Below are 12,008 nucleotides of genomic sequence, written 5' to 3'. Positions count from 1 at the left end.
AGTATCTTTGCAAAAATTTAAAGTAAAAATGTCTGATATTAAATTAAATACTATTCCTGAGGCTATTGAAGACCTTAAAAATGGTAAAATAATCATAGTAGTGGATGATGAGAACAGAGAAAATGAAGGAGATTTTCTTTGTGCTGCAGAACTTACAACTCCTGAACTGATCAACTTTATGGCAGTGCATGGGAGAGGACTTATCTGTATGCCTCTTCCTGAAAAAAGATGTGATGAACTAGGTCTTGACATCATGGTGAGCAGAAGCAGTGATCCTAAAGAAACAGCTTTTACGGTTTCCGTGGACCTTTTGGGAAATGGTACGTCAACCGGAATTTCAGCAGGTGACAGAGCTAAAACCATTCTTGCTTTAATGGACGAAAAATCCAAACCTACTGACTTTATGAGACCGGGACATATCTTTCCGCTTCGTGCAAAGAAAGGGGGAGTACTAAAAAGAGCCGGACATACTGAAGCGGCTATTGACCTTACACATTTGGCAGGTTTAAAAGAAGGTGGAGTAATCTGTGAAATTATGAATGAAGATGGCACGATGTCCCGTCTTCCCGACTTGTACGCATTTGCTCAGAAGCATGATATGAAGATTGTATCAATTGAGGATCTTATTCACTATCAGCTTAAAAAAGGGAATTTAGTTGACAGAATAGAAGAAAGAAAAGTGAAAACCCATTATGGGGAATTCGATTTTTATGCATTCAGGGAAACCTCTAATGAGCAGATTCATTTTGTACTGACCAAAGGGGCATGGACTATAGATGAACCGGTATTGGTAAGAGTACAGTCTTCTGATTCTTATTTTGATGTTTTAACAAGACTGAATAATGGGGAAACTCCGCTATTGGAGAAAGTAACCAAAATGATCAATGAAGAAGGGAAAGGAGTTATTATTTTTATTAATAATGTTTCCAATTCTGAAAACACATTGAAAAAATTACAGCAGTTCCTAGATTATCAGGATGGTCAGCAGCAACATCCGACATTAGCTTATAATTACAGGGATTACGGTATCGGAACACAGATTCTGAAAAACCTGGGAATTAATAAATTCAAAGTACTTACCCAGAATCCTGATGTAAAACCTCAGGTAGGAGGATATGATGTGGAAGTTACTGAGATGGTGAAATTATAGAAATATGTACGACATTTCAATATAAAAAATGGCTTGAGTAATCAAGCCATTTTTATTTCGTCAAAATTTCTGAAACCATTCAGGAAATCTTTGATATTCATTCTTTTTTTACCTTCCAGTTGGAGTTCTAATGGCTCATAAATTCCGTCCTGGGTATAAATTTTAAAAGTATTTTTGGATATCTCCAGTGTTCCGGGAGTTTCATTATGATGGGAAACCTCAAATTTTCCTCCAAAAATCTTTAATCCTTTATCTTCTTCTCCAATCTTCAGGGTCGTAAAAGCAGCAGGATACGGAGACATTCCCAGAATAAACTGATGGATGACTTTAGACGGAGCATTCCAGTTGATTTTAGTATCTTCTTTAAAAATTTTAAAGGCATTTTTAGGATGCTCAACCTGTGGTTGAGGTATTTCCTTAATAGAGTTTTCAGCAAGGCCATCCAAAGTACGTACAACAAGCTTTGATCCTATTTGCATTAATCTGTCGTGAAGACTTCCCGCGTTCTCATCAGGCAGCAACTGTAATTCTTCCTGAAGAAGGATATTTCCTTCGTCTATTTTTTCGTTGATAAAGAAAGTAGTTACCCCTGTCTTTTGTTCACCATTAATTACAGCATAATTAATAGGGGCTGCACCTCTGTAATCGGGAAGGAGGGAAGCGTGAAGATTGAATGTCCCTATTCTTGGCATTTCAAAAAGAACTTTGGGCATCATTCTAAAAGCAACAACCACAAATACATCAGCATTCAGGTCTTTGATTTGTTGTAAGAATTCAGGATTTCTTAATTTTTCCGGCTGGAAAACAGCAAGGTTATGTTCTTCAGCATATATTTTTACAGGAGACTGATGGATTTTCTGGCCCCGTCCGCTCGCTTTATCGGCAACTGTTACAACACCAACTACTTCATGATGAGACTGGTGAATAGCTTCTAAAGCAGTTTTAGCAAATTCGGGAGTACCTAGAAAAACAACTTTTAATGATTTCATACTGCAAAGATAAGTTTTTAGTTGAAGTTGAATGACGGGAAGTTAGAGGTTAGAGGTTGCTAATTGAAAACTCATTAGAAATATTAATTTTTATCATTAATACATAAATACATGAATACATAAATACATTTTTCAACTAAGCCAAAGCATACGTCCTGAAATTCAGCATTTTTACTTTTCCGGAGTCCAATAGAAAAATCAGGTTTTCTAAGATGTTCTCTTTGGAATGATAACTCAGCTGGATGGAAAGCTCTTCAATAGTAGCCGGTCTCTTAGCCAATAATGTTATCAGCTGAGTCGATATATTCTTTCCAAAGATGGTTTGTTTATTCTTTTCGCAAATAGAACATTGCCCACAGGTTTTTGAATTTTTCTCTCCAAAATAGGACAAGATAAGCTTCATTTTGCAATAATCTTTGTTTTCTACATAAAACTTCATCTCCTCCCATTTTTGGATTTTATTTCTTTGAATATGTTCAAAAAGCTTCCAGTAGGCGCCATTGATGGTTCTTTCATCCCGGGGTTTTAAAAACTTAATACTGGATAGGGCTCCGTCTACATATTCGAGATAATTTTTTTGCTGGAGTTCTTTAAGACGTTCCTTTATTAAAGGAATTGCAATTCCAATTTTGTTACTTACATTTTGTTCACTGAACATTACTTTATGAGTTGTTATTCCTGATACAGTGCGAAGCATAAGCTCGATAAAGTAAGCATCTTTTTTAGGAAGCTGATCTATTTCATCAGCCTGTATCAGCAACTCAAGTGAAGATAAACTTTTATTGTCGTTGTGATAGATGATTTCCTGATTATGAAGAAAGTTCAGAACGTTTTTAATCTTGGCAACAGATAATTTTGTAAAATTCTGAATACCATTCATGTTCAATTGAAATACTTTTTCAGGAAGTTCATATTCGGCAACCTGAAAAACTGAGTAGAGGTAACTGATGATCTTCAGAAACTCTGCTTTGTTAGGAATCTGATTTTTTAATATCTGTTCAAAATTTACAATTTCCTGTTGGTTCCATAATAAATATGCAAAACTATCCTGACCGTCTCTTCCTGCCCGCCCTATTTCCTGATAGTAATTTTCAAGCGATGGAGAAGGGGAGTAATGAATTACAAACCGGACATTATCCTTATCGATTCCCATACCAAAGGCATTAGTTGAGATCAGAACATAATCATTACGGGTGTTCCATAAATGTTGTTTAGCATTTTTTTCTTTTGTGGATAATCCTGCGTGAAAGTAATCTACATTCTTCAGCTGATTCCTGTGCAGAAATTCCGTAAGCAGTTCAGCTTCTTTTCGGGTACGGACATATATAATTCCTGAGTCATTATTGTACCTTAAAATATCATAAATCCGCTGGTATTTATCGGACACTTCTTCAGTAAAGATCCGGATATTTTCTCTTTTAAAGCTTTTCTGAAAAACTACGGGATTGATCAATCCCAGCTTTATCTTTATTTCTTCTAAAACTTTAGGGGTAGCAGTAGCAGTTAAAGCAAGGCATGGGATGTCGGGATTATTTTTTCTGAATTCCTTTATATTCTGATAGCTTGGACGGAAATCCTGTCCCCATTCCGAAATACAGTGTGCTTCATCTACAGCAATAAACGAAAGCTGTATTTCTTCCATATTCTGGATAAACTGTCTGTTCGTTAATCTTTCCGGTGAGACGTAAAGCAGCTTGGTTAATCCGTCTTTGCATCGGTTAAAAATAACTTCTGCATCATAGTCATCAAGTTCCGAAGACAGATATTCCGCTTCAATTCCTCTGAATTTAAGCTGATTTACCTGATCCTTCATCAGGGCAAGCAAGGGAGAGATCACAAGGCATACACCTTCCCGGAACAAAGCCGGAAGCTGATAGCATAGTGATTTTCCGGCTCCTGTAGGAAGTAAAACCAGTGTATCTTTTTCGTTAATAATAGAATTAATAATTTCTTCCTGAGAATCTCTGAAACTATCGTATCCCCAGAAATATTTAAGGGTCTTATATTTTAACTGGTCAAAATCGCTTGAAGAAATCATGGCATAAAAATAAGGAAAGTATCACAACAAAAAAAGTCACGCAATGCGTGACTTTTGTATAATGAATAAATAGTTTATTATTTAGCCTCGAAGTAAACTCTTCTGTTTGCTCTGTTTTTCCATTCAGGGCATTTAGTAGCTGGTTCACATTCAGGATATTTAAGGTCTTTTTCACCTTTACCGATAGCATTTAACTTACCTGTCTGAACACCATTTTTGATTAAGTAATTCTTAACGTTATTAGCTCTTCTTTCAGATAATTTTTTGTTGTAAGCATCAGTTCCTCTTGTATCTGTTGCTCCAATTACGTTATAAGAACCAGTTGATTGATTGATATAAGTAACTGCATTGTTAAGGATTGGTGTATTTGAAGGTAAGATTCTGTCAGAATTTAAATCGAATTCAATTCCTTCAAGAGTTCTTTCTTCTTCTTTTACAGGTCCTGTAGTTGCTGTAGGACAACCGTTGTTTTCAACAGGTCCAGGAACAGTAACACACTTATCGTAAAGATCGATTACACCATCAAGGTCTGTGTCAAGGGCAACACCTGCACCGTCCACTCTTGCACCGGCAGGAGTATCAAGCTGTCTGTCCCAATCGTCACAAACTCCGTCATTATCAGCATCTCCTTTTTTACAAACTTCGATATCCTGGTTTTTGTTAGCCAAAACATCTAATTTATAATAGATTTCCTGTAATGGGTCATGCCACATTAAATGAGACTCGTGTTTTCCTAATTTTAAAGAAACCCCTAAAGTAGCATTGAAGAAATTATCAGATGTTCCTTCTTCTCTTTGGTTGATTGCACTGTATGGTGCACCTCCACCGTCGAAAGAATCATCACCTGTAACTACGTACATTACTCTACCTTCGATGTCTAAGCTTCTGTTTACTTTGAATTTAAGACCTGCTCCGGCTTGTCCAAACAGAGAGTTGAATTTAAAAGGCTTAACTTCTGTCATTAGCTTTTGCCCAGATGGATCTTTTAAATAAGCTCTATATGCTAGAGTACCGATACCTGCATACCCGTGAAGCGCCCATCTGTAAGTTGAGTGATTATCAACTCTTCTTAATAAATTAGAGAAGTTAACATCCCCCAAGATTGAGATCGCATCGTATTGAGTTCTTGCACCAATTCTGTCTCTTACAGCTAAATCAGTAGGAGCTGAATTTTTTGTGTTGAAGAATCCTTGTCTGGTCTCTCCTCTGTCGTATTGTAAGTTAATACCAAAAGCATGAGTAATAGCTTTATCGATACTTACATATGCAGAATATCCGAAAAGATTTTTACCATTACCATTTTTGATAGATGTTAAATCCGCTGATTGCATTAATGGTACCCCGGCACCAAATGAAATCGCCCAGTCGTTGAATCTTTTAGACTTCTGTGTAAAAGGGGATACATTGGCAGAACCCGAAGAAAATGTATTAGGATATTCTCCTTTTGAAACTGCCGTTGAGTCTTGAGCAAAAGAAGCTGTTGGAACAGCTAATGCTAATGCTACAATTGCTAAACTTAATTTCATAGTGTATTTTTTTTATTTAGTTAATTAAATGATTTCTTTAGTCGTTGTGATTACTTTCCTGTCGGACAACCGTTGTTTTCAGCAGGTCCCGGAACTGTAACACATTTATCATACAAATCAATAACGCCATCAAGATCCATGTCTAATGCAACACCAGCACCATCTACTCTTGCACCAGCAGGAGTATTAAGTTCTCTGTCCCAATCGTCACAAACTCCGTCGTTATCGTTGTCTCCTTTTTCACAAACTACAAGATCAGTTGTCGCTTTTTCTAGCTCTTCTGTTCTGTAATAAGCTTCCTGTAAAGGATCATGCCATGCCAGATGCGACATATGTTTTCCTAATTTAAAGGATACCCCTAAGTTTACGGTCCACATATTATCAGATCTTGATTTGTTGATCATGTTGTACTTAGATACTTTAGATGCAGGATCATAATCAGCAGGACCGGCATTACCTCCACCGTCGAACTCGTCATCACCACTGATGATATACATTGTTCTGGCTTCAATATCGATAAGTTTTGAAACGTTATATTTCACTCCAAACCCGAATTGGTAGAAAATAGAGTTGATGTCTATATCCTGTTTGATAAATAAAGGAACTCTTCTTGGAGCATTACTCCATCTGAATTCGTTGTTGTCATGCAGGGAAGTGTTATATCCCATAACACCAATTCCCCCATATCCATGGAAAGCCCATCTGTATGGAGAATGATTATCAACTCTTCTTAATAGATTTGAGAAATTTACATCCCCCAATAAAGCTATCTGATCGTATCTTGTGTTGGCTACACCCACTCCAGCAGCTACACCGGCAGCACCGGCTAATTTAGCTTTTTGATTCGTTTCTCCTCTCTGGTAGATAAGGCTTACTCCGAAAACGTGAGAGATCTGTTTGTCCAAACTGATATATGCATTGTATCCCCAATTGATCTTTCCATCATAAAATGAAGTAAGATCGGCATGTGGCATAAATGCAGCACCTCCACCGATTGATATAGACCAATCGTTAAATCTTCTTGCCTTATTATCAAAAGGCTGAACATTAGCGGAACCCGAGGAGAATGTATTAGGGTACTTGTCCGACGAATTTACTGTAGTACTGTCCTGAGCATAAGTAGCAATAGGCAGCGCGGCCAATAATAATAAACCTAATTTCATACAATATGTTTTATGTTTTGTTTGATAACATCATTTAATAATACTCTGGAAAATTCCCTTTCATAAAGATGTTTGGTATGAGGGATTTCCAACCTTTCTGATATAAATTTTAACTCATCATACTTAACAATATCAATATCAATAATGCGGTCTTTATAACCTCCAGAGGATTTTGAATCGCTAGTTCTTCCCATTTCAAATTCAATACTTTTAACAAAATCAAGCAGTTGAATAGGCGAAAGATGTGTGCGTATTATTGTTGCAATATTACAAAAAATATTAGAACTAACAAACTCTACGGGGTCAGATGTTAAAAAAATGCTAATATTTAACATTTCAATTCCACCGGCTTTTAACATTTCAATAGCCTGTTCTATATTTTTTTTTCCATCCCCAAGGTTACTCCCTAGTAACAAAACTACCTTATGTTGCGACATATTAAAAAATGATTGATATATGAAAAGTTTTTTTAAAAATGTTTTAGCAAATATAGTGGCAATTGTCATACTATGTGCTGTATTTTTCTTCTTTTTTATAGTCATGCTGGTATTTAGTTCTATGAGTAGTGATAAATCGGTAGTGGTAAAAAAGAACTCAGTTTTAACGATCAATTTAAAGACGATCATAATTGATAGCCCTACTGAAGAACAAACGGGTGTATTTAATATAGGAAATCAGAATAAAAGCATTTTAATATATGAAGCTTTAGAAGCCATTGAAAAAGCTAAAACAGATGACAATATTAAAGGAATCAGTATTGAGGCGGATGATCTAAATGCGGGAATTACACAAATCGACGATTTACGGAATGCGATACAGGATTTTAAGAAGAGTGGAAAATTTGTGTATGCTTATGGAAATGCGGCTTCACAGTCATCTTATTACCTGGGATCTGTAGCGGATAAATATTTTCTGAATCCTTCCGGTATGATCGAATTAAAAGGTTTGGCTACAGAAGTTACCTTTTTCAAGGATTTTGCGGATAAATACGGAATCGGAATTGAAGTGATCCGTCATGGAAAATTTAAATCTGCAGTAGAACCGTTTTTACGAAATGATATTTCTCCAGAAAATAAAGAGCAATTAAGTACTCTTCTTAACGATCTGTGGAAAAATACATCTTCGAAAATTGCTGCATCAAGAAAAATTGATTCATTACAGTTTAAGACCATTGTTGATAGTTTGTATGGTATGATTCCTGAACAAAGTCTGAAGTATAAACTGGCAGATCAGCTTATTCAGAAAACGGAATATGATGAGCTTATTAAATCTAAGCTAAGCTTAAAAGAAAAAGATAAGCTGAACAAAATTTCATTAGGAAAGTACATCAACTCTTATTCTGATGATGAAAAATCAGGAGATAAAGTAGCGGTATTGTATGCTTCCGGTTCTATAAACAATGGAGATGGTTATAATGAAATTTACTCTGAAAAATACATTAAGTATATTAAGGATCTTCAGGAAAATGATAAAGTAAAAGCAGTTGTATTCAGGATCAATTCCCCGGGAGGAAGTGCTAATGCATCCGATGAGATCTTGTTTGAGCTTCAGCAGCTAAAAAAGAAAAAACCACTGATTGTTTCTTTTGGTGATTATGCTGCGTCAGGAGGGTATTATATTGCAATGGCTGCAGATAAAATTTATTCTGAACCTAATACCTTGACGGGATCTATCGGAGTTTTTGGAGTAATTCCTTATTTTAAGGATATTGCCAATAAGAATGGAATCCGATCAGATATTGTCGCTACAAATGCCAATTCTCAATATTATTCAGGTTTGAACGGTGTAACTCCATATGGTGTAAGTATGATTACAAAAAGTGTGGAAGGAACATATAAAAGATTTGTACACTTTGTAACCCAAAACAGAAAACAGACATTTGAGCAGATCGATAACATTGGTGGCGGAAGAGTATGGAGTGGTGTAAGAGCTAAACAAATCGGTTTGGTGGATGAATTGGGAACATTAAATGATGCCGTGAAATTTGCAGCGCAAAAAGCAGGATTGAAGTCTTATAATGTGGCCTCATATCCTAAGAAGATGTCTCCTTTTGAACAAATATTTAAAGACCTGAATGAAGATGATATTTCTGCAAGAGTTATCAAAAGTAAAATAGGTAAAGCCAATTATGAAATTTTACAACAGATTACAGAAGAGAAACTAAGATCTGAGGTAAAAATGGAAATGCCTTATCAGATAAAGATCAACTAAATTATTATATTGTTTTAAAAAAAAGACCGGCTTGAATTTCAAGTCGGTCTTTTAATTTTTGATAAAATATTTTTTTAGCTTTTCTTTGAGGCCATTCCAAAAATCCAAAGGACGATAAGTGAACCTCCCACTGCTAATAACATGCTTCTGAAGTCAAAGTTTTCAACTGTTCCCCAGCCGATTAAACTTCCAACAAATCCACCTACGAAAGCTCCAACGATTCCTAGTATAATGGTCATAAGCCAACCACCACCTTGTGTTCCAGGCATAATAAGTTTAGCTATTGCACCTGCGATAAGACCAAAAATGATCCAAGTTAAAATTCCCATAGTTTTAAATTTTAATTGTTAATATGTATGAAATGTGTTTTGCAAATTCAGGAAGAATATGATATAAATCATCTCTTCTTGAAGAATGAGTCAACAAATTCCGTACCATTAAACAATTGCAAATCCTGCATTTTCTCCCCAACCCCTATGTATTTCACTGGAATCTGAAACTGATCAGAAATGCCTATAACCACTCCTCCTTTGGCTGTTCCATCTAATTTTGTAACGGCTAAAGCGTTTACTTCTGTGGCTGCTGTAAACTGTTTTGCCTGCTCAAATGCGTTTTGACCGGTAGAACCGTCAAGAACTAAAAGAATCTCATGAGGAGCATCAGGAATTACCTTTTGCATTACTCTTTTGATCTTTGAAAGTTCGTTCATTAAGTTCACTTTATTATGGAGCCTTCCTGCCGTATCAATGATCACAACATCGGCACCCTGGGCAACTGCACTTTGAACGGTATCAAAAGCTACGGAGGCAGGATCGGAACCCATTTCCTGCTTTACAATAGGTACGCCGACTCTTTCACTCCAAATGGTCAGCTGATCCACAGCTGCAGCTCTAAAAGTGTCTCCGGCTCCCAAAACTACCTTTTTGCCTTCCGACTTAAACTGATGAGCCAGTTTTCCGATAGTTGTTGTTTTTCCGACTCCGTTTACACCGACAACCATAATAACATACGGCTTTTTTGATGTATCAATATTTCCGGTTCCTGCATGCGGATTTTCGAGAAGTAAGTTTGATATTTCTTCACGAAGAATTTTATCGAGTTCACCTACATTCACATATTTGTCTCTGGCAACACGTTCTTCAATTCTCTGAATGATCTTGATCGTTGTGGATGCACCAACATCCGAAGCAATTAGTATTTCTTCGAGGTCATCTAATACTTCATCATCTACGGTGCTTTTACCGACTACGGCTTTTGTTATTTTTTCAAAGAAACCCTGGCTGGATTTTTCCAATCCTTTATCTAAAGTTTCCTTTTCTTCTTTTTTGAAAATATTTTTAAACCAACTCATAGTTCCGTTCTTATTTATTTTTTTTAATAACTGCAGTTGCTTCCACTTCGATAAGCACATCATCTCTGAAGAGCTTGCTTACTTCCACAAGGCTGCTTACGGGAGGATTCTGAAGATGGATATACCGATCTCTGACTTTTCTGAAGTCTGGAGTCTTGGAAATATCTGTAATGAAAATTCCAAGCTTGATAATATCTTTCGTGGTTCCTCCATATTCTTTTAAAATGCTCTCGATATTTTTAAAGATTTGTTCCGTTTGCTTTTCTACGTTATCCATCCCGACTAAATTTCCTTTGGCATCCAGGGGAACCTGTCCTGATAAAAGGATCATTTTTGAGGATCCGCAATCTATGCTTACAGATTGGGAGAGTCCTTTTATCGGGAAAACATTTTCTGAATTTTTATATTCTATATTATTCATTGTGTTTTGACTGAATGAAAAAAGGAACATTGACGTAAAAACCAGAACAACAATCTTTTTCATATCCAATTGTATTAAATTATCTGGTGAGCAAAGATAACAAAAAAACTTCCTGAAAGCTGTCTTTTTTGGCTAAGCTTATTACAGCGGTTTTAAAACATCATATATATGAAATTATAATGTTACAATATCACCCATTCTTGCAATATTATATCCGTTTTTAATGACAGTCTTACTTTCGTTGCTCTCCGGATTTAATAGTTTATTGGTGTGATTGAAATGGATGAAATATACCCTTTTTTTATACTCCGGGCTTAAGTTGTTAAACAATTGCATGCTTTCTTCAACCAGGGGATGAGGAATGGTTGAAATATCCCGGTTATTAAGCTCTGTGGCATTGTAAAATGTTGCATCAATAAAAGCATAATCCACCTTTTTTATGAAGTCCGTAATATTGTATTTCCATTTCCCCCATTTGTCAATATCAGGAATAAACAACGCTTTTTTTTCAGGACCTTCGATCAAAAAACCAACCGTTTCTGAAAACTCATCACGGTGAGGGACCTGAATAGGGATGATTTTTAGATTAGGGCTTAAGGTAACAGGATGCTCATTTTGCATTTCGTTAACCACAATATTTTTTTGAGTCACCAATTGCGACCATGGTCCGTTGTTATTTAAAAATCCTGCTAATTTGGGCATTGCATATACGGGAATATTTTGTGTGGATGCACCTTCTTTTCCCAGATACATTAAACCTGTATAATGTCCTATATGAGCATGCGTTATGAAGATCCCATCAATTATTTTTGGTGTTGTATGTTCTTGTTGCAGTAATTGTAACTGAGAAGAAATATCAGGACTGGCATCAAGAAGATAGTTTTTTTGGTATTGATGATCCATTACTCCCATGGATATGATCTTTCGTTTTAAATCAGGATTTTTCCAAAGGTCTTTACAGCATTCTTTGTTGCATCCTAATTGAGGAGAACCTGCGTCCTGAACATTTCCTAATACAATGAGCTGTATTCCTGTTTTACTTTTCTCTGCTGTTGGTGCTTTTCTACTATTGCAGCTAGCTATAAGTAGTAGGAATGTACATAAAATGAAATTTTTCATCAATATTTTTTTACTAAAATAAGTTGTTTTAACTTAAAAT

General features: G+C 36.0%; 10 protein-coding genes and 1 pseudogene. 2 read left to right on the top strand and 9 right to left on the bottom strand.

All coding sequences use genetic code 11. The features are described from left to right. The first annotated feature begins 28 nt into the window (after positions 1-28). Positions 29-1,150, top strand: a complete 1,122-nt coding sequence (gene ribB, locus AC0INN_RS16215; protein ID WP_172280297.1) for a 3,4-dihydroxy-2-butanone-4-phosphate synthase — start codon at positions 29-31, stop codon at positions 1,148-1,150. Positions 1,151-1,191: 41 nt separating this feature from the next. Here the strand turns inward: ribB and fmt are convergent, their stop codons facing one another. From fmt to folK, 5 genes and pseudogenes are all read right to left on the bottom strand, one after another. Then, positions 1,192-2,139: a methionyl-tRNA formyltransferase gene (gene fmt / locus AC0INN_RS16210; protein WP_172280296.1), complete on the bottom strand. Its 948-nt coding sequence runs from the start codon at positions 2,137-2,139 to the stop codon at positions 1,192-1,194. Positions 2,140-2,275: 136 nt separating this feature from the next. Next, on the bottom strand, positions 2,276-4,177 hold the full coding sequence (locus tag AC0INN_RS16205) for a RecQ family ATP-dependent DNA helicase (protein ID WP_306614080.1): 1,902 nt from the start codon (positions 4,175-4,177) through the stop codon (positions 2,276-2,278). A gap of 77 nt (positions 4,178-4,254) precedes the next feature. Continuing rightward, positions 4,255-5,703, bottom strand: coding sequence for an OmpA family protein (locus AC0INN_RS16200; protein ID WP_172280292.1), 1,449 nt, complete (start codon positions 5,701-5,703; stop codon positions 4,255-4,257). 59 nt (positions 5,704-5,762) lie between these two features. Continuing rightward, positions 5,763-6,866, bottom strand: a pseudogene (locus AC0INN_RS16195) (OmpA family protein); the annotation flags it as partial. Continuing rightward, entirely contained in the window at positions 6,863-7,408 is a 546-nt protein-coding gene (gene folK / locus AC0INN_RS16190; RefSeq protein WP_306614077.1) for a 2-amino-4-hydroxy-6-hydroxymethyldihydropteridine diphosphokinase, read from the bottom strand. The pseudogene AC0INN_RS16195 and the gene folK, both read right to left, overlap by 4 nt. On the opposite strand from folK, the gene sppA reads away from it, so the two are divergent. Next, on the top strand, positions 7,323-9,077 hold the full coding sequence (sppA, locus tag AC0INN_RS16185; protein ID WP_306614075.1) for a signal peptide peptidase SppA: 1,755 nt from the start codon (positions 7,323-7,325) through the stop codon (positions 9,075-9,077). The genes folK and sppA overlap by 86 nt on opposite strands. A gap of 74 nt (positions 9,078-9,151) precedes the next feature. Here sppA and AC0INN_RS16180 read toward each other — a convergent pair whose 3' ends face one another. From AC0INN_RS16180 to AC0INN_RS16165, 4 genes are all read right to left on the bottom strand, one after another. Next, positions 9,152-9,406, bottom strand: a complete 255-nt coding sequence (locus AC0INN_RS16180) for a GlsB/YeaQ/YmgE family stress response membrane protein (protein ID WP_089027653.1) — start codon at positions 9,404-9,406, stop codon at positions 9,152-9,154. 68 nt (positions 9,407-9,474) lie between these two features. Beyond that, complete coding sequence (gene ftsY / locus AC0INN_RS16175) at positions 9,475-10,428, bottom strand: signal recognition particle-docking protein FtsY (protein WP_172280285.1); 954 nt, start codon at positions 10,426-10,428, stop codon at positions 9,475-9,477. Between the two features lie 10 nt (positions 10,429-10,438). Continuing rightward, positions 10,439-10,912, bottom strand: a complete 474-nt coding sequence (locus AC0INN_RS16170; RefSeq protein ID WP_172280283.1) for a RidA family protein — start codon at positions 10,910-10,912, stop codon at positions 10,439-10,441. A 111-nt stretch (positions 10,913-11,023) separates the two neighbouring features. Then, entirely contained in the window at positions 11,024-11,968 is a 945-nt protein-coding gene (locus AC0INN_RS16165) for an MBL fold metallo-hydrolase (RefSeq protein ID WP_306614072.1), read from the bottom strand. Positions 11,969-12,008 lie beyond the last annotated feature (40 nt).

The organism is Chryseobacterium subflavum, assembly GCF_055762745.1.
Note: the sequence above shows the minus strand (reverse complement) of the source record. Positions and strands in the feature narration are given on the sequence as shown.

Excerpts from the sequence above, each read along its gene's own strand:
- sppA (WP_306614075.1), top strand. The coding sequence starts at position 7,323 with ATGAAAAGTTTTTTTAAAAATGTTTTAGCAAATATAGTGGCAATTGTC.
- ribB (WP_172280297.1), top strand. The coding sequence starts at position 29 with ATGTCTGATATTAAATTAAATACTATTCCTGAGGCTATTGAAGACCTT.
- AC0INN_RS16165 (WP_306614072.1), bottom strand. The coding sequence starts at position 11,968 with ATGAAAAATTTCATTTTATGTACATTCCTACTACTTATAGCTAGCTGC.
- fmt (WP_172280296.1), bottom strand. The coding sequence starts at position 2,139 with ATGAAATCATTAAAAGTTGTTTTTCTAGGTACTCCCGAATTTGCTAAA.
- folK (WP_306614077.1), bottom strand. The coding sequence starts at position 7,408 with ATGACTATAAAAAAGAAGAAAAATACAGCACATAGTATGACAATTGCC.
- ftsY (WP_172280285.1), bottom strand. The coding sequence starts at position 10,428 with ATGAGTTGGTTTAAAAATATTTTCAAAAAAGAAGAAAAGGAAACTTTA.
- AC0INN_RS16170 (WP_172280283.1), bottom strand. The coding sequence starts at position 10,912 with ATGAAAAAGATTGTTGTTCTGGTTTTTACGTCAATGTTCCTTTTTTCA.
- AC0INN_RS16205 (WP_306614080.1), bottom strand. The coding sequence starts at position 4,177 with ATGATTTCTTCAAGCGATTTTGACCAGTTAAAATATAAGACCCTTAAA.
- AC0INN_RS16200 (WP_172280292.1), bottom strand. The coding sequence starts at position 5,703 with ATGAAATTAAGTTTAGCAATTGTAGCATTAGCATTAGCTGTTCCAACA.
- AC0INN_RS16180 (WP_089027653.1), bottom strand. The coding sequence starts at position 9,406 with ATGGGAATTTTAACTTGGATCATTTTTGGTCTTATCGCAGGTGCAATA.